This is a genomic window from Streptomyces sp. NPDC039424, assembly GCF_055639495.1.
The window spans coordinates 569,918-594,516 of record NZ_JBVKAI010000004.1 but is presented as its reverse complement, the minus strand read 5'-3'; the positions used below and the strand labels follow the sequence as shown (position 1 = coordinate 594,516).

Sequence of the window (24,599 nt, the reverse complement as noted above, 5' to 3'; positions counted from 1 at the left end):
GGTGCGGTACCGCTTGCGGTTCTGCTTGCGTGCTACTTCTCTACGTACCTGAGCGAGCGCAGCCCGCGCTCCAGGTGCCAGTGCAGGTAGGCGGACACCAGCCCGCTCCCCTCCCGGACGTGCCGCGGCTCGCACGCGTCCGCGGTCTCCCAGTCTCCCGTAAGCAGCGCACCGAGCAGTTCCAGGGTCGCCGGCGACGGTACGACGCTTCCGGGCACCCGGCAGTCCACGCACAGCGAACCGCCCGACGCCACCGAGAAGAACCGGTTCGGTCCGGGCATCCCGCACTTCGCGCAGTCGCCGAAGCTCGGGGCGTAGCCGTTGACGGCGAGGGAGCGCAGGAGGAAGGCGTCGAGGACGAGATGGGGTGCGTGCTCGCCGCGGGCGAGGGTCCGCAGCGCCCCGACCAGCAGGAGGTACTGCTGCACCGCGGGCTCGCCCTCGTGGTCGGTGAACCGCTCGGCGGTCTCCAGCATGACGGTCCCCGCGGTGTAGCGGGCGTAGTCGCTGACGATCCCGCCCCCGTACGGAGCGATGGTCTCGCTCTGCGTGCACAGCGGCAGCCCGCGCCCGATCAGCTCGCTCCCCCGCGCGAAGAACTGCACGTCCACATGGGAGAAGGGCTCCAGCCGCGCCCCGAACTTCGACTTCGTCCGCCGCACCCCCCGGGCCACCGCCCGCACCCGCCCGTGCCCCCGGGTGAGCAGGGTGATGATCCGGTCCGCCTCACCCAGCTTCTGGGTGCGCAGCACGATGCCGTCGTCGCGGAACAGACTCATGGGGTCCATTCTCACCCACGCGGGCGGTGCCCTTCTCACTCACGCCCGGGGAAATAGCCCCGCGGCGTGACCCCCACGACCCTCCGGAACGCCGCCGCGAAGGAGCTGGCGGAGGAGTAGCCCACCCTTCGGGCGACCGCTTCCAGGGGCAGGCCCTCGGCAAGGTGGGGCATCGCGGACTGCATGCGCAGCCGTTCGCGCCACTGGCCGAAGGGGAGGCCCGTCTCGGTGAGGAAGAGCCGGGCCAGGGTCCGGGCGGAGGCACCGGCTTTGGTGCCCCAGGCGGCGAGTGGGCGTCCGTCGGCGGGGTCGCGGGTGAGGGCCCGGGCCACCGCGCGGGCGCGGGGGTCGCGGGGCTCGGGGACGGTGACGCCGGCCACCGGCAGGGGGTGCAGTTCGTCGAGGAGTACCGCCTCGGCGCGGGAGCGGGCGTCCGGCGCCAGGTCCGGGCGGGCGAGGTGGTCGACCAGGGCGCGCAGAAGCGGGGTGACGGTGACCACGGTCGGCTCCCGCCAGGCGATCCCCGGGCAGCCGGCCGGGTCGACGTAGGCGCTGCTCATGACGGCGTCCCCCGCCGACTCCGTGGTGTGGGGGACCTGCGCGGGGATCCACAGGGCCCGCGACGGCGGCAGCAGCCACACGCCCCGCTCGGTCCGCACCCGCAGCAGTCCGCGGGTGGAGCAGGCCAGTTGGTGGACGGGGTGCCGGTGATCGCGGAAGGAGGTGCCCCGGGGCATCACGAAGTGACCGACCAGGATGGCCGTGCCGTGCGCTGCCGTGTCGTACGGGCGGAGCTGTCCGTCTGGCGACATGGGACGGCAGCCTAGCCCGTGGCCGACAGCAGGCGGGCGCGCCTAGCGTCGGGGCATGCCGATGAACCGAGCACACCGCAGGATCTGCAGTTCCGAGTCGTGGGCACGGAAGACCGAGGAGCGCATCCTGCCCTGGGCGCTGAAGGACGTGGACCTCGGCGACGACGTCCTGGAGATCGGGCCGGGCTACGGCGCCAACCTCCGCGTCCTCGTGGAGAGGGTGCCGCGGCTCACCGCCGTGGAGATCGACGCCGACACGGTGCGGCTGCTGGAGCGCGCGTGGGGTGACAGGGTCCGCGTCCTGCACGGGGACGGCGGTGATCTGCGAGCCCTGTCCGACTCCTCCTACGACTCCGTGGTCTGCTTCACGATGCTCCACCACGTGCCCACCGCCGAGCACCAGGACCGCATCTTCGCCGAGGCCTTCCGGGTGCTGCGCCCCGGCGGCACCTTCGCAGGCAGCGACAGCCGGCCCGGGCTGCGCTTCCGGGTGCTGCACATCGGGGACACCATGAACACCCTGGACCCGGCCGGACTCCCGGCCCGGCTGGAGCGGGCCGGTTTCACGGACGTGGCGGTCGACGTCCACCGGGACGGCGGCGTCGTACGCTTCCGCGGTCGCCGCCCCTGACAGCCGCTCCCGGCGCCCCCGGGGGAGCCCCCGGGCAACCGATTCCGCCGAACCGGTGGTCTGGAGGGCGAGGGGGTGACTGATGCAGGCCGAACAAGAGGCCCAGTTCCAGGAGTTCGTCAGGGCCAGGTGGTCCCATCTGGTGCGGACCGCCTATCTGCTGACGGGCGACGCGCATCACGCCGAGGACCTGACGCAGACCGCGCTGGCGAAGGCGTACCGGTCGTGGCGGCGCGTCGCGCGCAGTGACCGTCCGGAGGCGTATGTGCGGCGGATCCTGGTCAGCTGCAACAGCGACCGGTTCCGCAAGCGGCGCGTCCCGGAGGCGCTGACCGCCGCGCCGCCCGACGTGGCGGGCCACGACGACGGTGTGGCCCGGGCCGACGAGCGCGGGACGCTGCTGGCGGCGCTCGCCGGACTGCCGCCCAGGCAGCGGGCGGTGATCGTGCTCCGGTACTGGGAGGACCTGTCCGAGGGAGAGGTCGCCGAGACGCTCGGCTGCTCCCCCGGCACGGTCAAGAGCCAGGCGTCCAAGGGCCTGGCGAAGTTGCGTACGTTTCCGGGGCTCGCCCGGGTGATGGACGAACCCGGCCGCGACCGTGCGGTGTCCGGGCAGGGAGGCAGCAGGTGAGCGGGGAGAAGCAGGGTACGGGGAGCGAGTCGGACTTCGAGGCGCGCGTTCGGGGCTTGCTGACCGAGGACGCCGGTCTGATCCGGCCCTCGCCGGTGCCGTACCCCTCGATCCGGCGGCGGGGCGTGATGGAGCGGCGGCGGCGGGCGGCGGTGGCCGGGGCCGCGCTGATGACGCTGGCGGCGGTGCCGGTGGGGGCGTACGCGCTGGGCGGGAAGGGGACCTCCGCGAGCCCCGCCGCCTCGTCCGGCCCGTCCGTACGCGCCACGCAGAGCCCGAAGCCGACGCCGACCGGGCCCGCGCGTCCCGCGACGGCGGGGCAGCTGCTGGACGGGATCACCTTCGAGCAGGCCGCGGACGGGCTGGCGAAGTGCGTCGCCTTCGACCGGGACCGCCCACGGGGAGGCACGTCCCGGCCGGGCGCGCCCGACCTGGGCACGGCGGACGACTACCGCGTCATCCTGGCCATGCGCAGCACCGGTGACTCCAACGCGCCCGGCGACGGCATGTACGTCGTCGCGGTCAAGGAGCGGCCGAAGCAGACCCGGCTGATCTGCACCGTCAAGGACGGGGAGGCCCAGGGCCTGAACACCAGCGTGGGCGGCACCGCCGGCGACGCCGACCACCCGGTGTACGCCGACATCAACAGCGGCAAGCTCTACCAGCAGTCGTTCCTCGACAAGGGCAACTGGAAGATTCCGTTCCGGTGGGGGCTCATCGGCACGGTACGGCCGTCGGTGGCCAAGGTGACGGTCTCCTACGGCGACGGCGACAGCGAGGCCGTCGTGGACCACGGCTGGTTCGTCGCCACCGGCGAACTGCACCGGCAGGTCACCCTGGCCCCGCGCGTCAAGGGGTACGACACCGGCGGCAAGCTGGTCTACGACTCCGACGACGACACGTCGTACCAGCGGACACTGCCCTAGAAACCTCCCCGGCCTCCAGCGGCCGACCTGCGTCAACTCCCCGGTCTCGGCGTGCCATTGGTGCGACCTCTGGCGGCTACGCCATTCGTGTGGGGTCCCTTGACCGCCCCCACGGACCCCCCTATGGTCACGCTGACCGACCGGACGTAGGACGTCGTATCTCCCCCGCTGGAGGACCCTTGCGCGACGTGACCCGCGACGTGACCCCCGACGTGCCGGCGCCGCGCCGCCGGTCGTTCCTGAAGTACACCGGCGCGCTGGGCGCCGCCGCCCTCTCCTTGTCGCCGGCGGCCTGTTCGTCCGGCCCGGAGTCGACGAACGACACCGGCGGGGGCGGCGGGGACCGCACGCTGACCGCGGTGATCGGCTACGGCAACGACGGCAGCTGGGATCCGACGCAGACGGCGTCCGCGTTCGCCATGGCCGCCAACAACCACATCTACGAGGGGCTGCTCGACACCGACCCGATCTCCCGCGAGCCGTACGCGGCGCTGGCGACCGAGGTGCCGAAGGATCCCGGCGCCACGTCGTGGCGGTTCACGCTGCGGGCGGGGGCGAGGTTCCACGACGGGAAGCCGGTCACCGCCGACGACGTGGTCTTCGTCTTCGACCGGATCCTCGATCCCGGCACCCAGACCCTGGCAAAGGGGTTCTTCGCGAGCTGGCTGAAGGAGGTGCGGAAGGTCGACGCGCGGACCGTGGAACTGGTGCTCAGGTTCCCGTTCCCCGACGGGATCTCCCGGCTCACCCTGGCCAAGATCATGCCCGAGCACGTGTTCTCCCGGCCGGGCGCCTGGGACGACGCGATCAAGGGGCTGGCGGTGGGCTCGGGACCGTACCGGCAGACCGCGCACCACCCGAAGTCCAACACCACCTTCGAGGCGTTCGACGGCTACAACGGGCCGCGCGGGGCCGCCTTCAGGAAGATGAACTGGCTGACGATCGTGGACGCGGCACCCCGCGTGGCGCGGATCTCCGGGGCGAGCGCGGGCGCGCAGATCGCCGACAACATCCCGTACGCCAACATCGCGCGGCTCAAAGAGGGCGGGCTGACGGTCGCGGGCGGGGCCGGGATGAACAACCTGTTCCTGATGTTCAACACCCGGCACCGGCCCTTCGACGACGTACGGGTGCGGCAGGCGCTGCACTACGCCATCGACACCGGCAAGATGGTGGAGGTCGCGCTGAAGGGGCACGGGAGGCCGTCGTCGTCCTTCCTGAACGAGGGCAACCCCGGCTACCGGCGGGCGAAGACCGTCTACGACTACGACCCGGACAAGGCGAAGGCGCTGCTGAAGGCCGCCGGGGTCACCCGTCTGAAGGTCGACATCCTGGCGGTGAACGTCAGCTGGATCGTCGACTGCCTGCCGACCATCAAGTCCTCCTGGGACGCGATCGGCGTCGAGACGACCCTCTCCCCGCAGGAGACCACGGCCGTCTTCACCAAGCTGGACCAGAAGCGGGACTACCAGGTGGTCGCCGCCGCCTCGAACCCGAACCAGTTCGGCCTCGACGCGGACCTGATCATGCATTACAACTACGGGCCCGAGAACCTGTGGATGCGGTACACCCGGTGGGCCGACCACCCCGTCGCCGAACGGCTCTTCAAGGACATGGACCGGGCGACCCGGGAACCGGACCCGGACCGGAAGAAGGCGATGATCCAGGACTACGTCGACGTCGTCGCCGAGCAGGCCGTGCTCTACCCGGTCGTGCACAACGAGCTGATGACCGCCTGGGACCCGAGGAAGCTCACCGGGATAAGGGCGCAGCCCTACCCCGGTGTCAACCTCCTCCAGGCCAAGTGGGTCTAGCGGCATGACCGCGGTCGTCCGGATCCTGCTCCGCCGTGTCGCCCTGCTGGTGCCGCTGATGCTCGGGATCGTGCTGTTCGTGTTCCTGGTGATGCGGTTCTCGGACGTCGACCCGGCGTCCGCGTTCTTCCAGGGCGCCAACCCGACACCCCGGCAGCTGCACGACTTCCGGGAGCGCAACGGCCTCCTCGACCCGCTCCCCCTCCGCTATGTCCACTTCGTCGGCGACCTGCTCCACGGCGACCTGGGCACCAGCGCCCTGACCCGGGCGCCGGTGGTCGACCAGGTCACCACCGCGCTGCCGCTCACCCTGCAGCTGACCTTCCTCGGGCTCGGCATCGCGGTGGTGCTGTCGCTGGCCGGCGGGGTGACGGCGGCGATCTACCGGGACCGGCTGCCCGACCAGGCCATCCGGGTGGTGTCCCTGACCGGGGTCGCCGCGCCCGGCTTCTGGCTGGCGCTGCTGATGATCCAGTACCTGGCGGTGGACAAGGGCTGGTTCCCGGCCGGCGGTTACGTCAATCCGGCCGACTCCCTCACCGGGTGGCTGAGGACCATGGCGCTCCCGGCGTTCGCCCTGTCTCTGCCGGTGGCCGCGCAGCTGACCAGGATCGTACGGACGGCCGTGGTGGAGGAGCTGGACAAGGACTACGTACGGACCGCGATCGGCAGCGGACTGCCGCCGAGGGTGGTGGTCGGGCGGAACGTGCTCAGGAACGCCCTGATCAACCCGCTCACCGTGCTCGGACTGCGGGTCGGCTATCTGCTGGGCGGCGCGGTGGTCATCGAGACGATCTTCTCACTGCCCGGGATGGGCAAGCTGATGATCGACGCGGTGCAGAACGGCGACCCGGCGGTCGTCCAGGGGGTCGTACTGACCACGGCGACCGGGTTCGTCGTGGTCAACCTGGTGATCGACCTGCTGTATCTGCTGGTCAACCCACGCCTGAGGGACGCGACGTGATGCCCGCCCGCAAGGGTCTGACCGATGCCCTCTCCCGGCCCGCAGTCCGGCTGCGCGGCCGGCGGCGGCTGTCCCCGCTGTCGAAGGCCGCCGTCTGCTTCCTGGCCGTCGTCGTGCTGACGGCGCTGCTCGCCCCCGTCCTCGCCCCGGACGACCCGCTCGACCAGCAGCCGCCCGCCGACGGCACCGGGCACCCGTCCGCCGCGCACTGGATGGGCCAGGACAGCCTCGGCCGGGACATCCTCAGCAGGCTGATGTACGGGGCCCGCTGGTCGCTGGCGATCGGGCTGGGCGCGACCGTGCTGGCCCTGGTGGCGGGGGCGCTGGTCGGGGCGGTGGCGGCGACCTCCCGCAAGGGGGTCGACGAGACGCTGATGCGCTGCCTGGACGTGGTGATGGCGTTCCCCGGCATCGCGCTGGCCGCGGTGCTGGTGGCCGTGTTCGGCGGCGGGATCACCGTGCTGATCTGCGCGATCGCCTTTCTGTTCACCCCGCCGGTGGCCCGGGTGGTCCGGGCGAACGTCCTCGACCAGTACGGCGAGGACTACGTCACTGCGGAACGCGTGATCGGCGCCCGTACGCCCCACATCGTGCTGCGGCACGTGGCCGTCAACTGTGCCGCGCCCGTGCTGGTGTTCTGCACCGTCCAGGTCGCCGAGGCCATCGTCTTCGAGGCGTCGCTGTCCTTCATCGGCGCGGGGGTGCGGCCCCCGGATCCGTCGTGGGGCAGCGTGATCGCGGACGGCAAGAACATGGTGCTGACCGGCGGCTGGTGGGCGACCGTGTTCCCCGGGCTGCTGATGCTGGTCACCGTGCTGTCGCTGAACGTCCTGTCCGAGGGCGTCTCGGACGCCTGGGCGGCACCGGCGGCCCGGGACCTGGACGTACGGGAGGACCGTCCGCGGGCGGCGGAGCCCGGCAGCGGGGAGGTGGTGCGGCTGTCCGGGCTGGCGGAGGCGGCCGGGCGGCTGCGGGCCCGGGCCCGGCCCCTGCCCGACCCCGGGGCGCCGCCGGTGCTGGCGGTGGAGAACCTCGCCATCGGGTTCGAGGGCCGCCACCGGGGCGTGGACATCGTGGACGGGATCAGCTTCGAGGTGCGGCCCGGCGAGGTCCTGGGGCTGGTGGGCGAGTCGGGGTGCGGGAAGTCGCTGACGGCGCTCACCGTCATGGGCCTCCAGCCGAGGACCGCCCGGGTCAGGGGCCGGGTCCGCTTCGGTGGGCGGGACCTGCTCGCCGAGCCGGTACGGGTACGGCGCCGGCTCCTCGGCCATGAGATGGCGATGGTCTACCAGGACGCGCTGTCCTCCCTGAACCCGGCGATGACCATCCGCGCCCAGCTCGGGCAGCTCGTCCGGCGCGGCGGCCGGCGCGGGCCCGCCGAGCTGCTGACCATGGTCGGCCTCGACCCCGAGCGCACCCTGCGCAGCTACCCCCACGAACTCTCCGGCGGCCAGCGCCAGCGGGTCCTGATCGCCATGGCGCTGTCGCGGGAACCCCGGCTGATCGTCGCCGACGAACCGACGACCGCGCTGGACGTGACCGTGCAGGCGCAGGTCATCGAGCTGCTGCTGCGGCTGCGGGCGGAGCTGGGCTTCGCGCTGGTCCTGGTCTCGCACGACCTGGCGCTGGTCGCGGACGTCACCGACCGGGTGGCGGTGATGTACGGCGGCCAGATCGTGGAGACGGGCGTGACCGCCGACCTGGTGGCGGCCCCGGCCCACCACTACACACGCGGCCTGCTCGGCAGTGTGCTGTCCCTGGAGTCGGCGGCCGACCGGCTGACCCAGATCGAGGGCGTCGTCCCCTCCCCCGCCGACTTCCCGGCAGGCTGCCGCTTCGCCGACCGCTGCCCGCTGTCGAGCGAGGTGTGCCGTACGACGGCCCCGGACCTGGTGGGCACACCCGCGCACACGACGGCCTGCCACCACCCGGTGGCCGACCCGGCGGCGACGGAGAGCCCGGAGAGCGGGGCGGTGAAGTGAGCGCGGTCGTCGAGCTGTCGGGGGTCCATGTGGTGCATCGGGCCCGTAGCGGCGGTCTGTTCCGCCGGGACCGGGTGTACGCCCTGACCGGTGCCGACCTGGCCGTGGGGGTCGGCGAGACGGTCGGGGTGGTGGGCGAGTCGGGCTGCGGGAAGTCGACGCTGGCGAAGGTGCTGGTGGGAATTCAGCGGCCGACCTCCGGAACGGTGTCCCTGCACGGCCGGGATCTGTGGTCCATGCCCCCCGCCGAGCGCCGGCCCGCCGTCGGGGCCGGTACCGGCATGGTCTTCCAGGACCCGTCGACGGCCCTCAACCGCCGCCTGCCGGTCAGCCGGATCCTGCGCGACCCGCTGGACGTCCACAACCGGGGGACGAAGGCCCAGCGGACGGAGCGGGTACGGGAGTTGATGTCCCTGGTGGGGCTCCCCCGGGCCCTCGCCGACGCGCTGCCGGGACAGCTCTCCGGCGGTCAGCGGCAGCGCGTGGCCATCGCGCGGGCGCTGGCGCTGGACCCCGGCCTGGTGGTGGCGGACGAGCCGACCAGCGCGCTGGACGTGTCGGTGCGCGCCCAGATCCTCAACCTGCTCCTCGATCTGAGGGAACGGCTGGGCCTGGCGCTGGTCTTCGTCTCGCACGACATCCAGACGGTACGGCGGATGAGCGACCGCGTGATCACCATGTACCTGGGCCGGATCGTCGAGGAGACCCCGGCCGGCCGGGTCACCGACCGCTCCCGGCACCCGTACACCCGTGCCCTGTTCTCCGCCACCCCCGGCCTGCTGGACCCGATCGACCCGATCCCGCTCACCGGCCCGGTGCCGTCGGCGACCCGGCCGCCGAGCGGCTGCCCGTTCCGCACCCGCTGCTGGCGCGCCGACGAGCTGTGCGCGGCACGGATGCCGGGGTTCTCGGCCGCGTCGGACCCCGGCCACCGCTACCGCTGCCACCATCCTGTGGAGGAGGACCGGTCCACTCGCGACCTCGTACGCCAGAAGAATCCCAGGGAGCCTTGATGAACCTTCCCGCCCCGCTGTCCGGTGTCGTACCGCCCGTCTGCACGCCCCTGACACCGGACCGCGAGGTGGACGTCCCCTCGCTGCTCAGGCTGGTCGACCATCTGGTGGCGGCCGGGGTGCACGGGCTGTTCCTGCTGGGCTCGACCTCCGAGGCCGCGTACCTGACCGACCTGCAGCGCAGGCTGGTGGTGGAAGCGGTGGTGGGCCATGTCGGCGGCCGGCTCCCGGTGCTCGCCGGGGCGATCGACATGACCACGTCCCGGGTGCTGGACCACGTGCGCGAGGTCACCGCGGCGGGCGCGCGGGGGGTCGTCGTCACCGCCCCCTTCTACACCCGCACCCACCCGGCGGAGATCGCCCGCCACTACCGCCGGGTCGCCGCCGTGAGCCCGGTCCCGGTCCTCGCGTACGACATCCCGGTCGCCGTGCACAGCAAGCTCCCCGCCGGCCTGGTGCTGGAGCTGGCCGCCGAGGGGGTGCTGGCCGGGCTGAAGGACTCCAGCGGTGACCTGGGCGGCTTCCGGGAGGTCGTGACCGCCGCCCGGAACCGTCCGGACATCAGCGGCTTCAGCGTGCTCACCGGCTCCGAACTCGTCGTCGACGCGGCCCTCGCCCTGGGCGCCGACGGCGCCGTGCCCGGCCTCGCCAACGTCGACCCGCACGGTTACGTCCGCCTCGACCGCCTGTTCCGGGCGGGCGACCTGGACGGCGCCCGGGCCGAACAGGAGCGGCTGTGCGCCCTGTTCGGCTTGGTGGGCGTCGGGGATCCGGCCCGGATGGGCGGCAGCTCCTCGGCCATCGGGGCGTTCAAGGCGGCGCTGCACCTGCGGGGCGTGATCGACTGCCCGGTGACCGCCGAGCCGCAGATCCCGCTGTCGGCGGAGGAGGTCGAGCGGGTGGGGAAGTTCCTGGCGGCGGCGGGCCTGCTCTAGGAGAGCCCCAGCCTGCGGAACTCGATGGTGTCGTACGTCCCCGTGCTGCCCGTCTCGTACAGGATCCCGACCGTGGCTTTGTCGATCCGTACGAGGTCGGAGTAGGCGGCCCGCCGTTCGGACAGCGTCAGGGCCTTGGTGAAGGTCCGTCCGCCGTCCGTGCTGCGCCAGATCGCCATCGCCCGGCGGGCGGTGGGCAGGGACGGGCCGGAGAACAGCAGTGGCCCTCGGGGCAGTTGGAGGACGCTGCCCTGGACCACCGGCACGTCGTCCAGCGTCGGCTGCACGGCGTAGGGCCGTTCGAGGGTCTGCCCGCCGTCGCCGGAGTAGGTGTCGAGGCGGTTGCCGGGGCTGGTGCCGTTCTGGTCCCGTGAGCTGAAGTACAGCCTGCCGTCGGGGAGCTGGGCGGCCGTGCTCTCGTTGGCGTTGTCCACCCCGTCGTAGGTGTCGTCGACGAACCCCACTTTCCAGGTGTGCCCGCCGTCGTCGCTGAGGATCGCGTGGGCGCCGTAGTACCTGGCCTCCTGGCCGGTGTCGGGGGAACCGGCGGGCGGGGCCGCCGAGTGGTTGGCGGGGACCACCAGGCGGCCCCGGTGCGGGCCTCGGGTGAGCGCGACGGCGTGCCCGGGGCCGGTGGCGTACCAGCGCCAGCCGTTCGGCTTGACCGCGGCCGTGATGTCCCGCGGACGGGTGAAGTGCCGCCCGTCGTCCAGGCTGCGCTGCACGAACACCCGGCGGCTCTGCTCGGGGGTGACCTCGCCGCGCATGATCTGCGCCTCCGTCACGGCACCGCTGTTGTAGGAGGTCAGCAGCACGACCGTGCCGGTGCGCGGGTCGATCACCGGCGCCGGGTTGCCCCGGGTGTCCCCGTGCCCGGCGGCGACCACCCGCGGCGGGCCCCAGGTGCAGCCGCCGTCGGTGGAGCGGCGCAGTACGACATCGATGTCACCGGTGTCGCCCGCGCCGGTGTGTCTTCCCTCGGCGAAGGCGAGGACGGTGCCCCGGCCGGTGGTGACGGCGGCGGGGATGCGGTAGGTGTCGTAGCCGCCCTCGCCGGAGACGTACGGCACGGAGGACGTGCAGCCGGGGGTGGCGTGGGCGGTCCGGGTGGCGGCGAGCGGGACGAGGAGCACGGTGGCGGCGAGGAGGACGCGGCTCAGGGGGGTCACGGTCTCATGCTGCCCGGAGTCACCGGCCCCGACTCGTACGCGGGGGCTACGACGGTGTGCGGGCCGCTACCAGGAGCCGGTCCACGTCGTCCGCGTGGATGGTGAGGGCGGCGCCGACGGTGGCGAGGGCGTCCCGTTCGGCCGGGGTGTAGGGGCCGTCGGCGAGGGCGATGCGGGCGGCCTGGAGGAGGATCGACTCGCGGCCGGCGGGGGCGAGGTGCGGGGCGAGGGGGTCGAGGGCCTCGTGCAGCTCTATGGCCAGGCTCCCGCCGCACGGCTGTCCGAGGACCCGGCCGGTGTCCGCCGCGAGGGCCTCCACCAGCGCGGCGAGCTGCTCCTCGGTGCAGTCCTGGAAGCCGGCGGCGCGCACCGCGCTCACGGCCGTCTCCAGTGACGTACGGGCGCAGGTGCCGCCGGCGGCCAGCACGGCGAGGGCGACCGTGTGCACGGCATCGCGGAGCATCGCGGAGAAGCGGGTGGTGGTGGGGTGGTCGAGGACGTCGGTGCCGAAGTGGCGGCGGCAGGACGCGCACTCCACGACCGGCCCGGTCGTCCCGCGCGGCAGGACGGGCACGCCGAGGAGGATGAAGCGTCGGCGGCCGGTGAGGCGCTCGTAGTTGCGGTCGCCTCCGCAGCCCGGACAGAAGAACTCGCCGTCCCCGACGGGCGTCCACGCGATGCGGGTGCCCAGGAGGCGCACAAGCCTGGTGGCACGGCCGTCTCGACCCCGTACTGGCAGCACGTCGCACCTCCGTAACGACGCGGCAACATCGCCGCGCTGGCGTGATGTTAGCCACATTGTCGAGGTGGAGTCAGTACCCCGTACGAGACCTTTCCGTGACCTGCACGAACATATGGCCGGTATACGACGGTGCCCTGACCGCCGTGGCAAGCGGTCAGGGCATCGAAAGAGCCGGTCGGAGGGGGTCAGCGGGTCGCGCGGTTCACCGCGGACACCACCGCCTTGAGCGACGCACGCGTCGTGTTCGCGTCGATGCCGATTCCCCACAGAACCTTGCCGTCGATCGCGCATTCGATGTAGGAGGCGGCCTGCGCGGAGGCGCCCTCGCTCATCGTGTGCTCCTGGTAGTCCAGCAGGCGTACGTCGACGCCGATGGACTGCAGGGCGTCGAAGAAGGCCGAGATCGGACCGTTGCCGGTGCCGGTCAGGACGGTGTCCTCGCCGTCGACAGTGGCCTCGACGGTGAGGGTGTCCACGCCGTCGGTGTCGGTGGTCGACTGGCCCGTGCGGACCTGGATGCGGCCCCAGGGGTTGTCCGGGTTCGGCAGGTACTCGTCCTGGAAGACCGCCCAGATGTCGCCGCCCGTGACCTCGCCGCCCTCGGCGTCCGTCTTGGCCTGGATCAGCTTCGAGAACTCGATCTGCATCCGGCGCGGCAGGTCCAGCTTGTGGTCGTTCTTCAGGACGTAGGCGATACCGCCCTTGCCGGACTGCGAGTTGACCCGGATGACGGCCTCGTAGGAGCGGCCGACATCCTTGGGGTCGATCGGCAGGTACGGCACGGCCCACTCGATGTCGTCGACCGTGACGCCCCTGGCGGCCGCGTCGGCCTCCATGGCGTCGAAGCCCTTCTTGATGGCGTCCTGGTGGGAGCCGGAGAAGGACGTGTAGACCAGGTCGCCCACGTACGGGTGGCGCGGGTGGACCTCCATCTGGTTGCAGTACTCCCACGTACGACGGATCTCGTCGATGTCGGAGAAGTCGATCTGCGGGTCGACGCCCTGGGAGAAGAGGTTCATGCCCAGGGTGACCAGGTCGACGTTGCCGGTGCGCTCGCCCTGGCCGAACAGGCAGCCCTCGACGCGGTCGGCGCCGGCCATCAGGGCCAGCTCGGCGGCGGCGACGGCGGTGCCGCGGTCGTTGTGCGGGTGGATCGACAGGCAGACGTGCTCGCGGCGGGAGAGGTTGCGGCCCATCCACTCGAAGCGGTCGGCGTGCGTCGAGGGGGTCGAACGCTCCACGGTGGCGGGCAGGTTGAGGATGATCTCGCGGCCCGGGCCGGGCTGCCAGACGTCCATGACCGCCTCGCAGACCTCCAGGGCGAAGTCCAGCTCGGTGTCGGTGAAGATCTCCGGGCTGTACTGGTAGCCGAACTCGGTCTCGGGGCCCAGCAGCTTCTCCGCGTACTCCATCACCAGGCGGGTGCCGTCGACGGCGATCTGCTTGATGTCGTCCTTGGAGCCGCGGAAGACGACCCGGCGGAAGACCGGGGCGGTGGCGTTGTACAGGTGCACGGTGGCGCGGCGGGCGCCCTTGAGGGACTCCACGGTCCGCTCGATCAGGTCCTCGCGGGCCTGGGTCAGGACGGAGATCGTCACGTCCTCGGGGATCGCGCCCTCTTCCTCGATGATCGAGCGTACGAAGTCGAAGTCGGTCTGCCCGGAGGCGGGGAAGCCGACCTCGATCTCCTTGTAGCCCATCTTGACCAGCTGGTCGAACATCCGGCGCTTGCGCTCGGGCGACATGGGGTCGATCAGGGCCTGGTTGCCGTCGCGCAGGTCGGTGGAGAGCCAGCGGGGGGCGGTGGTGATGCGCTTCTCGGGCCAGGTGCGGTCCGGGATGTCGACCTGGTCGTACCGGCCGTACTTGTGGATCGGCATGGAGGTGGGCTGCTGGCGGTTCGCCATGATCGCGTGGGCTCCTCGAGAAGTCCGGTTGTGTCCGGTGTCCGGAAGGACGGCCGACGACGCAACGCCAAGCTCCGCGGGGAGGGAGTCGGCCTCTACAGGCCCTCGCCGCGGCAGCTAAGGAGAAGCAGCCCGAAACGCATGATGCTCCGCAGCCTAGCCGAGCCCCGCCGGACGCGCGGGCCTGTTCCAGTATGCGGGACCGTGGGGACGAAGGGGACAAAAAGTGCGCCATACCACTCCGTGACGCTGCGCGACGCCGAATGTCCGTGTATTTCACCAATCATGGTTGCGAGTAGTGACAGTACCGTGACTCAGTGCAAGGGTGCCGGGCATGACGACCAACGGGGGCTTCCAGCCCGTCTTCTGCACCATCGTGCCGCCGCACGTCCTCGACCAGCTCGCCCGGCACGAGGACCCCGCGCTCTCCGGACCCGCCCGCCAGTCCCTGGAGCACGACGCCTACCAGCGCACCCACCGCCGCCTCACCACGGTCCTCGGCGCACCCGCCGTCGCCCCGCCCGCCGAGGCGGCCACCGGCAAGCCCCACCGCACCGTCTACGACGCCCGGCACACACAGGACCTGCCCGGCCGGAAGGTCCGCAAGGAGGGCTCCGAGCCCGGCAAGGACGCCACCGTCAACCGCGCCTACGCGGGCCTCGGCGCCACCTTCGAGCTGTACCTGAAGGCCTACGGCCGCCACTCCATCGACGACGACGGACTGCCGCTGGACGCCACCGTGCACTTCGGCGAGGGCTACGACAACGCCTTCTGGAACGGCGAGCAGATGGTGTTCGGCGACGGGGACAACGAGATCTTCCTCGACTTCACCATCCCGGTCGACGTGATCGGCCACGAGCTGACCCACGGCGTCACCCAGCACACCGCCAACCTCACCTACTTCGGCCAGCCCGGCGCCCTCAACGAGTCGCTCTCCGATGTCTTCGGCTCGCTGATCAAGCAGTACACCCTCGGCCAGACCGCCGCCGAGGCCGACTGGCTGATCGGCGCCGGGCTGCTCGCCCCGCGCGTCACCGGCAAGGCGCTGCGCTCGATGAAGGCCCCCGGCACGGCGTACGACGACGACGTCCTCGGCAAGGACCCGCAGCCCGCGACCATGGACGACTACGTCCGCACCGGCCGCGACAACGGCGGCGTCCACATCAACTCCGGCATCCCCAACCACGCCTTCTACCTGGCCGCCACGGCCCTCGGCGGCCACTCCTGGGAGAAGGCCGGACAGATCTGGTACGACGTGCTGACCGGCGGCGACCTGAAGCAGGACGCCCTGTTCGCGGACTTCGCCACCCTCACCGTGAAGGCCGCCCGCGAGCGGTACGGCGCCGGGGACGAGCTGCAGGCCGTGCAGAAGGCGTGGGAGCAGGTCGGGGTGCGGACGCTGTAGGTGCCGGACGCCGTGGTTTCCGGACGCTGTGGTTTCCGGCGGCTTTCCGTACTAGACACGGACCCATGAGGATTCGAGTGAGGCGCACGGGCGGGTTCGCCGGCATCGAGCGGCGGGCAGAGGTGGACACCTCGGGGCGCACCGACGCCCATGAGTGGCAGACCCTGGCCGAGCGGGCACTGGCCGCCGGCCGGGGCAGTCCGCCGCTCGGGGTGCCGGACGGCTTCCGGTACGAGATCACGGTGGACGGGAAGACCGTGCACGCGGCCGACCCCCACCTCACGGACGAGCAGCGCACGCTGGTCTCGCGGGTGCTGAAGGAGGGTGCGTAACTCGCGGTTCACGCCTGGGCGTTGACTTCCGTTACCGGCGGTAAGGATGATCCCGCCCATGGCGACTGATGCAGGCAACCCGATACCCCGGTTCCCGGCCGGCTTCCTCTGGGGCGTGTCGACCTCCGCCCACCAGATCGAGGGGGCGGCGGACGAGCGCGAGCCCTCCGTGTGGGACGCGTTCACGGCCGAGCCGGGGCGGGTGAAGGACGGCTCGACGGCGGCGGTGGCCTGCGACCACTACCACCGCCACACCGAGGACGTGGCGCTCCTGGCCGGGCTGGGCGTGGACGCGTACCGCTTCTCCATCTCCTGGCCGAGGGTCAACTCCCCCGGCGGCCTGGACTTCTACGACCGTCTGGTGGACGAGCTGTGCGCGGCGGGCGTACGGCCCGTGCCGACCCTCTTCCACTGGGACCTGCCGGCCGCGCTGGACTGGCTGGAGCGGGACACGGCGTCCCGGTTCGCCGAGTACGTGTCGGTGGTCGCCGGGCGGCTCGGCGACCGCGTCGGCAAGTGGATCACCCTCAACGAACCCGCCGAGCACACCCTGCTGGGCCACGCCCTCGGCGTCCACGCGCCCGGCAGGCAGCTGCAGTTCGACGCGCTGCCGGTGGCCCACCACCAGTTGCTGGCCCACGGCCTGGCGGTACGGGCGCTGCGCGCGGCCGGGGCGACGGACATCGGGATCGCCAACTCGCACGGGCCGACCTGGCCGGCGTCCCAGGAGAGCGCCGACACGGAGGCCGCCGACTTCTACGACGTACTGCTGAACCGGCTGTTCGCGGAGCCGCTGATCCTGGGTGAATACCCGGCCGGGCTGGGCGAGTTGATGCCGGGGGACGTCGAGTCGGACCTGAAGGTCATCGCCGAGCCGATCGACTGGTACGGGATCAACTACTACGCCCCGAGCAGGGTGGGCGCCCCGCAGGGCACCGAGATCGAGTTCGGCGGCATCACCATGCCCGCCGAACTCCCCTTCTCGGTACGGGACATCGAGGGCCGCCCGGTCACCGACTTCGGCTGGCCGGTCGTCCCGGAGGGCCTGACGGAACTGCTCACCACCTTCCGCGACCGCTACGGCGACCGGCTCCCGCCCGTCGTCATCACCGAGAACGGCTGCTCGTACGAGGGCATCGACGACCAGGACCGGATCGCCTACCTGGACGCCCATGTACGGGCGCTGCACCGGGCGGTGGAGGCCGGGGTGGACGTGCGCGGCTACTTCGTCTGGTCGCTGCTGGACAACTTCGAGTGGGCGGAGGGCTACGCGCGCCGCTTCGGCCTGGTCCACGTGGACTTCGACGATCCCGCGACACTGGAGCGGACCCCGAAGGCCTCGTACGGCTGGTTCCGGGACATGCTGCGGACGCAGAGATGACGACCGCCCGTTCGGCCCGGCCCGCTGACGCCCTCGCCGAACCCGTCGCGCGGGTCGGCCGGGGCTGGACGGCGGCGCTCTCCCTCGCCAACGGGGCGATCTGGGTGGGCTGGTACGGCCCCCTGCAGATCCTGCTCGCCTCCCAGGCGAAGGACTTCGCGCCCGGCTCCGGCATGTCGAAGGAGACCATGCTGGCCTGGGTGACAGGCGCCGGCGCGGTGGTGTCGCTGGTGGCGAACCCGCTCTTCGGCGCGCTGTCCGACCGCACCGCGTCCCGCTGGGGCCGCCGCACGCCGTGGATCGTGGCCGGGGCGGCGGGCGGGGCGCTGTCGCTGCTGGTGCTCGCGGGCGCGGGCGGGATGGTCACGATGACGCTGGGCTGGTGCCTGGTCCAGCTGACGCTGAACGCGGCCTTCGCGGCCGTGACGGCGGCGGTCCCCGACCGGGTGCCCCGGCTGCAACGGGGGTCGGTGGGCGGCTGGCTCGGGGCGGCGCAGATCCTCGGCGTGGTCGGCGGGACCGGGCTGGCGACGGCGGCGGGCGGGACCGGGGCGGGCTATGCGGCCTGCGCGGTGTTCACGGTGGTGGGCGTGCTGCCGTACGTCTGGCGCTACGAGGACCTGCGGCTGCCGGCCGAGGAGCGCCCGCCCTGGTCCTGGCGCGGCTTCCTCGCGGGCTTCTGGCTGAGCCCGCGCCGCCACCCCGACCTGGGCTGGGCCTGGCTGACCCGCTTCCTGATCAACCTCAGCAATGCCCTGGTACTGCTGTACCTCCTCTACTACCTGCGGGACCGCCTCCACCACCCCGACCCCGAAGAGGGCGTTCTGATCCTGACGGCCGTCAACGGGCTGACGCTGCTCGCCACGGTCGTCGTCGGCGGCATCTGGTCCGACCGCGTGGGACGGCGCAAGCCGTTCGTCCTCTGGTCCGGGGTGCTGATGGCCCTCGCGACGGCCCTGCTGTCCGGCTGGCAGACCTGGCCCGGCGCGATCGTCGCCGCAGCGGTGCTCGGCATCGGCTTCGGCGTGTTCACCTCAGTGGACTTCGCCCTGATGACCGACGTCCTCCCCACAGCCCTGAACCGCGGCAAGGACCTGGGCGTCATCAACATAGCCAACGCCCTCCCCCAGGTAACCGCCCCCGCCCTGGCCGCCCCCATAGTCACCCACCTCGGCGGCTACCGGGCCCTCTACCTGACGGCAGCGGTGATCGGCCTGATAGGAGCGGCCTTGGTCGAACGAATCCGCGGGGTGAGGTGACTTCAGAGGCCTCCGGGATCCGCAGAGCACCCCGAACGAGGCACGAGGGCAAAGCCCGTGGAGCCACAGAGGCAGAGCCCCGCTGGGGGCCAGAGGCCGCGCAACCCCTGACGGGGCGCAGGGGCGCAGCCCCGCGAGGGCGCAGGGACGCAGCCCCGCCGAGGTGCAGGGACGCAGCCCCGCGAGGGCGCAGGGACGCAGCCCCGCGAGGGCGCAGGGACGCAGCCCCGCGAGGGCGCAGGGACGCAGCCCCGCGAGGGCGCAGGGACGCAGCCCCGCCGAGGTGCAGGGACGCAGCCCCACGGGGGCGAAGGGGCACAGCCCCGCCGAGGTGCAGGGACGCAGCCCCACGGGGGCGAAGGGGCACAGCCCCGCCGGCGTGCAGGGACGCAGGGGCACAGCCCCGCAGGGGGCCAGAGACCGCGCAGCCCCACGGGGGTGCAGGGGCACAGCCCCGCAGGGATGCAGGGGCACAGCCCCGCAGGTGCGCAGGGGCACAGCCCCGCCGGGGTGCAGGGGCGGAGCCCCTGGCGGGGGTGAAGGGGCGGAGCCCCTGGGGATGGGATGGGTAGGGGCGGCGGGGGCGAGGAAAGAGGGGTCAGAAGCCCAGGCGGCGTAGCTGCTTGGGGTCGCGTTGCCAGTCCTTGGCCACCTTTACGTGCAGGTCGAGGAAGACCGGTGTGCCCAGTAGCGCCTCGATCTGCTTGCGGGACTTGATGCCGACCTCCTTGAGGCGCTTGCCCTTGGGGCCGATGATGATGCCCTTCTGGCTGGGGCGTTCGATGTAGAGGTTGGCGTGGATGTCCAGCAGGGGACGGTCCTCGGGGCGGTCCTCTCGCGGGAGCATCTCCTCGACGACCACGGCGATGGAGTGCGGCAGCTCGTCGCGGACGCCCTCCAGGGCCGCCTCGCGGATGAGTTCCGCGATCATGACCTGCTCGGGCTCGTCCGTCAGGTCGCCCTCGGGGTAGAGCGCCGGGCCCTCGGGGAGGAGCGGGATCAGGAGGTCCGCCAGAAGGCCCACCTGCTTGTCGCCGACCGCCGACACGGGGACGATCTCCGCCCACTCGAAGCCCAGCTCCTTGCCCAGCTGGTCGATGGCGATCAGCTGCTCGGCGAGGGTCTTGGAGTCGACCAGGTCGGTCTTGGTGACGATGGCGATCTTGGGGGTCTTCCGGATCCCGGCCAGCTCCTTGGCGATGAAGCGATCACCGGGGCCGATCTTCTCGTTGGCCGGAAGGCAGAAGCCGATCACGTCGACCTCCGCCCAGGTCGTGCGGACGACGTCGTTGAGGCGCTCACCCAGCAGCGTGCGCGGCTTGTGCAGCCCGGGGGTGTCCACCAGGATCAGCTGGGCGTCCGGACGGTGCACGATGCCCCGTACCGTGTGCCGCGTGGTCTGCGGCTGGTTCGCGGTGATCGCGACCTTCTGCCCGACCAGAGCGTTCGTGAGGGTGGACTTGCCCGCGTTGGGGCGACCGACGAAACAGGCGAAGCCGGCGCGGTGGACGGTCTCGCCCGACTCTTCGGATGACTGGGTACGAACGCTCATGCCGCCCATTCTCCCTGATCCACGAACCCCCGCCGTACCACCGCCGCCACGACGGGCGGCCACCGTCCCGCCCCGTGAGCTCCCCGAAACCCGCACGCAACGAAACGTCACGGAAACACACCCGTACGCAACCGGAAACGCGCGCCGGTGACCCTCTGACGAGCCCCCACACCGTTGGAGACTCCCGTGACCCTGGCCGCCGCACACGCGAACACCGGCGACACCGCCTGGCTGCTCACCGCCACCGCCCTCGTCCTGCTGATGACCCCGGGCCTGGCCCTCTTCTACGGCGGCATGGTCCGCACGAAGAGCGTCCTCAACATGCTGATGATGAGCTTCGTGTCGATCGCCCTCGTGACGGTGGTCTGGCTGGCGGCCGGGTACTCCCTCGCGTTCGGCGACGACATCGGCGGCGGGCTGATCGGCGGGCTGGAGCACGCCGGGATGGCCGGTCTCGGCCCGGACAGCGTCCAGGGAACCGTCCCCACCCTCCTCTTCGCCACCTTCCAGCTCACCTTCGCGATCATCACGGCCGCCCTGATCAGCGGCGCGATCGCGGACCGGGCGAAGTTCTCCGCATGGCTGGTCTTCGTCCCCGTCTGGGCGTTGCTCGTATACGTTCCCGTCACCCACTGGGTGTGGGGGCCGGGTGGCTGGATCATGAGCAGGCTCGGCGCCCTCGACTTCGCGGGCGGCCTGCCCGTCGAGATCACCTCCGGCGCCTCGGGACTGGCGTTGTGCCTGGTCCTCGGCCCGAGGCTCGGGTTCAAGAAGGACGCCATGCGCCCGCACAACCTGCCCATGGTGGTGCTCGGCGCCGGCCTGCTCTGGTTCGGCTGGTTCGGCTTCAACGCGGGCTCCGCCCTCGGCGCCAACGGCCTGGCCGCCGCCGCGTTCCTCAACACCCTCGCCGCCGGCTGCACCGGCCTGCTCGGCTGGCTCTTCGTCGAGCAGAAGCGCGACGGCCACCCCACCACCCTGGGCGCGGCCTCCGGCGCGGTCGCCGGTCTGGTCGCGATCACGCCCTCCTGCGGCTCGGTCTCCCTGCTCGGCGCCCTGGTGGTCGGCCTCGCCGCCGGCGTCCTGTGCAGCTACGCGGTGGGCTGGAAGTTCAAGCTGAACTACGACGACTCGCTCGACGTCGTCGGCGTCCACCTGGTCGGCGGAGTCGTCGGCACCCTCCTCATCGGCGTCTTCGCGGTCGGCACCATGACCGGCGGCACGGAGGGGCTCCTGTACGGCGGCGGCATCGCCCAGCTCGGCAAGCAGTTCCTCGCCGTCGTGGTCGTCGCCGCGTACGCCTTCGGTGTGACGTACGGCATCGGCAAGCTGCTCGACAAGGTGATGGGCTTCCGGGCGAGCGAGGACGAGGAGTACACCGGCCTGGACCTTACGGTGCACGCCGAGACGGCTTACGATCACGGGGTCCTGGGCCACGGCGCCCCGGTCGCCCACTCCGTCCCCACCGCCCAGAAGGTCAAGAGCCAGGCATGAAGCTCATCACCGCGATCGTCAAGCCGTACCGCCTCGACGAGGTCAAGACCGCTCTCCAGGAGCTCGGCGTGCACGGTCTGACCGTGACCGAGGCCAGCGGGTACGGCCGGCAGCGCGGCCACACCGAGGTGTACCGGGGTGCCGAGTACCGGGTCGACCTGGTGCCCAAGGTCCGTATCGAGGTCGTCGTGGAGGACGCCGACGCGGACCCCGTGATCGACGCGATCGTCAGGGCCGCGCAGACGGGGAAGATCGGCGACGGCAAGGTGTGGGCCCTGCCGGTGGAGACGGTCGTACGGGTACGGACGGGCGAGCGCGGTCCGGACGCCCTCTGAGCGGAGCTCGTGAGCCAGGGGGCCAACCGGCGGACCTCACCGTCTCGGCAGGAAACGGCTCAGCCGAACCCGGCCCTCCGGACCCGAGGGGCGGACCGCGCCGCGCGCCGGGCGGCCAGGCCCGGTCCCCGTCCGCGCTCGTCGGGCCCTGGCCAGCAGTGCCCCCGCCGCCACTCCGGCGGTGAACACCAGCGCGACCAGCAGCCAGGGCAGGGCGAAGAAGGAGGCGCTCGCCGACTCGCGGGTGCCCGTGGCGCTGGCCGTCAGGGTCACGTCGCCCCAGTCGAACTGGGGTGCGCCCCGCCAGGTCTCGGTGAGCCGGACCCGCTCCCCCGGCAGCAGTTCGGAGGGAATTTTCGTCAGGTCGCGCGCCAGCAGCGTCCGGCCGAACAGGCCCCGGGCCTTGAGCTCCACCTTCGGGTCGAGGGTGACGTTGCCGGTGTTGTGCAGCGTGTAGGAGACGGTCGCCACGCTGTCGCCGAGGCCGGGGACGAGCGGCTGGTGGTGGGTGAGGCTGACGTGTTCGACGGCGATGGCCGGAAGTGTCGGTCCGCCCACCCGCAGGTAGACACGGGCGCCGACGGCCCGCCGCACCCCGAGTGCGAGGGAGCCGCCGCCCTTCGCGACGCGCTCGTCCAGCGCCACGATCGCGCCCGGGTGGTCTCCCGGTTCGGCGCCCTGCGGCACGCGGAGGGTGAAGGGGACGGTGACCTTCTTGTGCGCGGGGACGGTGACCTGGGACTTCGCGGGTTTCGCCCAGGCGCCGACGCCCCACATCCGCTCCTTGAGGGTGCGTACGGCGAAGCCGCCGTCGCGGGCGGTGTTGTAGGCGTCGGCCGCGTAGAGGCGGAGGGTCAGGGGCTTGCCGGTCTTGTTGGCGACGACCACCTTGTCGGTGATCGTCCGGCCGGGGTCGGCGGAGAGGTAGAAGTACGGCCGGGCGGCGATCCGGGAGGAGACGGGGTAGACGGACCAGCTGCCGTTGTCGGCGGCGTGCGCGGGGGCCGTCCCGGTGGCCAGGAACAGGCCGAGGAGCAGGAGGAGGGCGTACGGCTTGCGCATGGGTGCGGACCCCCACGGGCGTGAGTCGGGACGGTGGTCGGGCGGGTGCGGCCCCGGTGCGGTGGGGCGCCCGGCCACCGGCGAGGTGACACGTACGCTCAGGTGAGCGTGAGGGTCAGGACGCCGGAGTACGACCCCGGAGGCGTGAACGCCGGTACGTCCAGGGACAGTCCGGCATCGACGGTGAACTCACCGCCGGTGAGCGTGCCGTCGGGGGTCGACGCCAGGGTCGCTCCCGAGGTGCCCACCGTGCCCGCCGAACCGGCCTTGCAGGTGCTGGGGCTGCCCGCCTTGGTCGCGCAGGCGGGGGTCCAGCTCAGCTTCCCGGCGTCGATCTTGGCGCCGGGACCGGTGAAGTCGGTGACCTTGCCGGTCAGGGACCAGCCCGCGGGCCCGCCGCGGAAGTCCTTGACGGTCACCGTGTTGAGGGAGCCGGTCGAGGCCCCGCCCTTGCCGAAGTCGACCGCCGACAGTGAGACGGCGTCCCCGGCCTGGGACATGGACAGCGTCCCCGCCTTCACGGTCGTCGTCAGCTTCTGGCTGCCGGCGGGGACGGGCGTGGTGTCGTTCACGACGTAGGCCGCGGGTCCGGCGCCCTTCTCCGCGTTCCAGGAGCTGCCCTCGTACGCCACGATGCCGGTCGTCGTCTTGTCGTTGACGGGCAGTGAGCCGCTGAAGGAGCCCTGGGCGTTCGCGGTCACGGTCGCGGTGTCCGCGGTCTGCGCGCCCCCGGAGCGTCCGGCGAGTGTCACGCTCGCGCCGGCCGTGAAGCCGGTGCCGTTGACGGTGACGCTGTCACCGGGGTTCCCGGAGGCCGAACCCAGGCTGATGGCACGGTTGTTGACCGGGGTCGAGTCCGTCGCGGTGACGGTCTGGGAGACCGGCGCGGGCGGGTTGGTCACCGTGCACGGGGTGTCCAGCTCCAGGATGTAGCTGGTGTGGATGTTGTAGTCGCCGGGCGAGAGCGTGATCGCGCCGGGCGAGGTGACCTTGAACGTGCCGGTCATGGAGAACGACGGGAAGGCGCCCTTCCCCGGCACCGGGTCGTTCTTCTTCGGCCCCGCCACCGTCACGTCCCCGGTCTGCGCGCCGCCGAGGGTGACCTTGCCGGTCGGGGTCATGATGTCGGCCGGCAGGGCCAGGTCGGTGGGGTTGCTGGCGGCCGGGGTGACCACCGTGTACGTCACGGTGACCGTGTCGCCGACCTTGGGGGTGGTGTCGTCCACCGAGATGTTCCCGGTGGTGGTGCCGTCGATCGGCGGGATGCCCGCGATGGCGGGCGGGATGCAGTGCGTGGGGAAGTCCACGTTCGTGCCCGCCGCACCGGCCGGGCAGGCGAGCGCCCCGCCCGCGGTGACCGCGACCGCGGTCACCCCGAGCAGCGACGCCCAGCGGCGCCGGCGCGGTCTTCGGAGTGTCGGACCCATGCTTGCCCCCTCCTGAGGGATGCGGGCGCAGCGGCTCGTCTGCGCCG

22 protein-coding genes are annotated in these 24,599 nt (G+C 72.1%); 14 read left to right on the top strand and 8 right to left on the bottom strand.

What is annotated here, in order from left to right:
* Window positions 1-32: 32 nt before the first annotated feature.
* Both recO and ACZ7L0_RS13935 read right to left on the bottom strand, forming a co-directional pair.
* Window positions 33-779: a DNA repair protein RecO gene (gene recO, locus ACZ7L0_RS13940; RefSeq protein WP_471242677.1), complete on the bottom strand. Its 747-nt coding sequence runs from the start codon at window positions 777-779 to the stop codon at window positions 33-35.
* A 35-nt stretch (window positions 780-814) separates the two neighbouring features.
* Window positions 815-1,591, bottom strand: a complete 777-nt coding sequence (locus tag ACZ7L0_RS13935; protein WP_471242676.1) for an AraC family transcriptional regulator — start codon at window positions 1,589-1,591, stop codon at window positions 815-817.
* A 55-nt stretch (window positions 1,592-1,646) separates the two neighbouring features.
* Between ACZ7L0_RS13935 and ACZ7L0_RS13930 the strand changes: the two genes are divergently transcribed.
* From ACZ7L0_RS13930 to ACZ7L0_RS13895, 8 genes are all read left to right on the top strand, one after another.
* Complete coding sequence (locus ACZ7L0_RS13930; RefSeq protein ID WP_471242675.1) at window positions 1,647-2,222, top strand: class I SAM-dependent methyltransferase; 576 nt, start codon at window positions 1,647-1,649, stop codon at window positions 2,220-2,222.
* A gap of 82 nt (window positions 2,223-2,304) precedes the next feature.
* Window positions 2,305-2,853 carry a SigE family RNA polymerase sigma factor gene (locus tag ACZ7L0_RS13925; protein ID WP_471242674.1) on the top strand — a complete coding sequence of 183 codons (549 nt, stop codon included), beginning with the start codon at window positions 2,305-2,307 and terminating at the stop codon, window positions 2,851-2,853.
* Window positions 2,850-3,779, top strand: a complete 930-nt coding sequence (locus tag ACZ7L0_RS13920) for a hypothetical protein (RefSeq protein WP_471242673.1) — start codon at window positions 2,850-2,852, stop codon at window positions 3,777-3,779. The genes ACZ7L0_RS13925 and ACZ7L0_RS13920 overlap by 4 nt, the downstream gene beginning before the upstream one ends.
* Before the next feature lie 188 nt (window positions 3,780-3,967).
* Window positions 3,968-5,593, top strand: a complete 1,626-nt coding sequence (locus tag ACZ7L0_RS13915) for an ABC transporter substrate-binding protein (RefSeq protein ID WP_471242672.1) — start codon at window positions 3,968-3,970, stop codon at window positions 5,591-5,593.
* 4 nt (window positions 5,594-5,597) lie between these two features.
* Window positions 5,598-6,557, top strand: a complete 960-nt coding sequence (locus ACZ7L0_RS13910) for an ABC transporter permease (protein WP_471242671.1) — start codon at window positions 5,598-5,600, stop codon at window positions 6,555-6,557.
* Entirely contained in the window at window positions 6,557-8,539 is a 1,983-nt protein-coding gene (locus tag ACZ7L0_RS13905; RefSeq protein WP_471242670.1) for a dipeptide/oligopeptide/nickel ABC transporter permease/ATP-binding protein, read from the top strand. The genes ACZ7L0_RS13910 and ACZ7L0_RS13905 overlap by 1 nt, the downstream gene beginning before the upstream one ends.
* Window positions 8,536-9,552, top strand: coding sequence for an oligopeptide/dipeptide ABC transporter ATP-binding protein (locus tag ACZ7L0_RS13900; protein WP_471242669.1), 1,017 nt, complete (start codon window positions 8,536-8,538; stop codon window positions 9,550-9,552). The genes ACZ7L0_RS13905 and ACZ7L0_RS13900 overlap by 4 nt, the downstream gene beginning before the upstream one ends.
* Window positions 9,552-10,487, top strand: coding sequence for a dihydrodipicolinate synthase family protein (locus ACZ7L0_RS13895; protein WP_471242668.1), 936 nt, complete (start codon window positions 9,552-9,554; stop codon window positions 10,485-10,487). Before ACZ7L0_RS13900 ends, ACZ7L0_RS13895 begins: the two co-directional genes overlap by 1 nt.
* Here ACZ7L0_RS13895 and ACZ7L0_RS13890 read toward each other — a convergent pair.
* The 3 genes from ACZ7L0_RS13890 to leuA form a co-directional block, all read right to left on the bottom strand.
* Window positions 10,484-11,656, bottom strand: coding sequence for a sialidase family protein (locus ACZ7L0_RS13890; RefSeq protein ID WP_471242667.1), 1,173 nt, complete (start codon window positions 11,654-11,656; stop codon window positions 10,484-10,486). The two genes, ACZ7L0_RS13895 and ACZ7L0_RS13890, sit on opposite strands and share 4 nt — an antisense overlap.
* Window positions 11,657-11,702: 46 nt before the next feature.
* Window positions 11,703-12,398 carry a TerB family tellurite resistance protein gene (locus ACZ7L0_RS13885; RefSeq protein WP_471242666.1) on the bottom strand — a complete coding sequence of 232 codons (696 nt, stop codon included), beginning with the start codon at window positions 12,396-12,398 and terminating at the stop codon, window positions 11,703-11,705.
* A 185-nt stretch (window positions 12,399-12,583) separates the two neighbouring features.
* Window positions 12,584-14,305, bottom strand: a complete 1,722-nt coding sequence (gene leuA, locus ACZ7L0_RS13880) for a 2-isopropylmalate synthase (RefSeq protein ID WP_471242665.1) — start codon at window positions 14,303-14,305, stop codon at window positions 12,584-12,586.
* 334 nt (window positions 14,306-14,639) lie between these two features.
* Between leuA and ACZ7L0_RS13875 the strand changes: the two genes are divergently transcribed.
* From ACZ7L0_RS13875 to ACZ7L0_RS13860, 4 genes are all read left to right on the top strand, one after another.
* Entirely contained in the window at window positions 14,640-15,710 is a 1,071-nt protein-coding gene (locus ACZ7L0_RS13875; protein WP_471242664.1) for a M4 family metallopeptidase, read from the top strand.
* Between the two features lie 65 nt (window positions 15,711-15,775).
* Window positions 15,776-16,042 carry a protealysin inhibitor emfourin gene (locus ACZ7L0_RS13870; RefSeq protein ID WP_471242663.1) on the top strand — a complete coding sequence of 89 codons (267 nt, stop codon included), beginning with the start codon at window positions 15,776-15,778 and terminating at the stop codon, window positions 16,040-16,042.
* A gap of 46 nt (window positions 16,043-16,088) precedes the next feature.
* Window positions 16,089-17,423, top strand: coding sequence for a GH1 family beta-glucosidase (locus ACZ7L0_RS13865; RefSeq protein WP_471242662.1), 1,335 nt, complete (start codon window positions 16,089-16,091; stop codon window positions 17,421-17,423).
* Entirely contained in the window at window positions 17,420-18,682 is a 1,263-nt protein-coding gene (locus tag ACZ7L0_RS13860) for an MFS transporter (RefSeq protein WP_471242661.1), read from the top strand. Before ACZ7L0_RS13865 ends, ACZ7L0_RS13860 begins: the two co-directional genes overlap by 4 nt.
* A 598-nt stretch (window positions 18,683-19,280) precedes the next feature.
* On the opposite strand, the gene era is transcribed toward ACZ7L0_RS13860, so the two are convergent.
* Window positions 19,281-20,234 carry a GTPase Era gene (gene era, locus ACZ7L0_RS13855; protein ID WP_471242660.1) on the bottom strand — a complete coding sequence of 318 codons (954 nt, stop codon included), beginning with the start codon at window positions 20,232-20,234 and terminating at the stop codon, window positions 19,281-19,283.
* Between the two features lie 186 nt (window positions 20,235-20,420).
* Between era and ACZ7L0_RS13850 the strand changes: the two genes are divergently transcribed.
* Entirely contained in the window at window positions 20,421-21,728 is a 1,308-nt protein-coding gene (locus tag ACZ7L0_RS13850; protein ID WP_471242659.1) for an ammonium transporter, read from the top strand.
* Window positions 21,725-22,063, top strand: a complete 339-nt coding sequence (locus ACZ7L0_RS13845; protein WP_471242658.1) for a P-II family nitrogen regulator — start codon at window positions 21,725-21,727, stop codon at window positions 22,061-22,063. The genes ACZ7L0_RS13850 and ACZ7L0_RS13845 overlap by 4 nt, the downstream gene beginning before the upstream one ends.
* 36 nt (window positions 22,064-22,099) lie before the next feature.
* Here the strand turns inward: ACZ7L0_RS13845 and ACZ7L0_RS13840 are convergent, their stop codons facing one another.
* Together ACZ7L0_RS13840 and ACZ7L0_RS13835 are read right to left on the bottom strand one after the other, a co-directional pair.
* Window positions 22,100-23,125, bottom strand: a complete 1,026-nt coding sequence (locus ACZ7L0_RS13840) for a DUF916 domain-containing protein (protein ID WP_471242657.1) — start codon at window positions 23,123-23,125, stop codon at window positions 22,100-22,102.
* Between the two features lie 98 nt (window positions 23,126-23,223).
* The gene (locus tag ACZ7L0_RS13835; RefSeq protein WP_471242656.1) at window positions 23,224-24,552 is read right to left on the bottom strand and encodes a beta-xylosidase; all 1,329 of its coding nucleotides are present in this window, start codon (window positions 24,550-24,552) and stop codon (window positions 23,224-23,226) included.
* Window positions 24,553-24,599 lie beyond the last annotated feature (47 nt).

Coding starts and splice junctions, on each gene's coding strand:
- ACZ7L0_RS13930 (WP_471242675.1), top strand. CDS start 1,647: ATGCCGATGAACCGAGCACACCGCAGGATCTGCAGTTCCGAGTCGTGG.
- ACZ7L0_RS13905 (WP_471242670.1), top strand. CDS start 6,557: ATGCCCGCCCGCAAGGGTCTGACCGATGCCCTCTCCCGGCCCGCAGTC.
- ACZ7L0_RS13860 (WP_471242661.1), top strand. CDS start 17,420: ATGACGACCGCCCGTTCGGCCCGGCCCGCTGACGCCCTCGCCGAACCC.
- ACZ7L0_RS13935 (WP_471242676.1), bottom strand. CDS start 1,591: ATGTCGCCAGACGGACAGCTCCGCCCGTACGACACGGCAGCGCACGGC.
- ACZ7L0_RS13870 (WP_471242663.1), top strand. CDS start 15,776: ATGAGGATTCGAGTGAGGCGCACGGGCGGGTTCGCCGGCATCGAGCGG.
- recO (WP_471242677.1), bottom strand. CDS start 779: ATGAGTCTGTTCCGCGACGACGGCATCGTGCTGCGCACCCAGAAGCTG.
- ACZ7L0_RS13835 (WP_471242656.1), bottom strand. CDS start 24,552: ATGGGTCCGACACTCCGAAGACCGCGCCGGCGCCGCTGGGCGTCGCTG.
- ACZ7L0_RS13865 (WP_471242662.1), top strand. CDS start 16,089: ATGATCCCGCCCATGGCGACTGATGCAGGCAACCCGATACCCCGGTTC.
- ACZ7L0_RS13910 (WP_471242671.1), top strand. CDS start 5,598: ATGACCGCGGTCGTCCGGATCCTGCTCCGCCGTGTCGCCCTGCTGGTG.
- ACZ7L0_RS13845 (WP_471242658.1), top strand. CDS start 21,725: ATGAAGCTCATCACCGCGATCGTCAAGCCGTACCGCCTCGACGAGGTC.
- era (WP_471242660.1), bottom strand. CDS start 20,234: ATGAGCGTTCGTACCCAGTCATCCGAAGAGTCGGGCGAGACCGTCCAC.
- ACZ7L0_RS13895 (WP_471242668.1), top strand. CDS start 9,552: ATGAACCTTCCCGCCCCGCTGTCCGGTGTCGTACCGCCCGTCTGCACG.
- ACZ7L0_RS13925 (WP_471242674.1), top strand. CDS start 2,305: ATGCAGGCCGAACAAGAGGCCCAGTTCCAGGAGTTCGTCAGGGCCAGG.
- leuA (WP_471242665.1), bottom strand. CDS start 14,305: ATGGCGAACCGCCAGCAGCCCACCTCCATGCCGATCCACAAGTACGGC.
- ACZ7L0_RS13875 (WP_471242664.1), top strand. CDS start 14,640: ATGACGACCAACGGGGGCTTCCAGCCCGTCTTCTGCACCATCGTGCCG.
- ACZ7L0_RS13840 (WP_471242657.1), bottom strand. CDS start 23,125: ATGCGCAAGCCGTACGCCCTCCTCCTGCTCCTCGGCCTGTTCCTGGCC.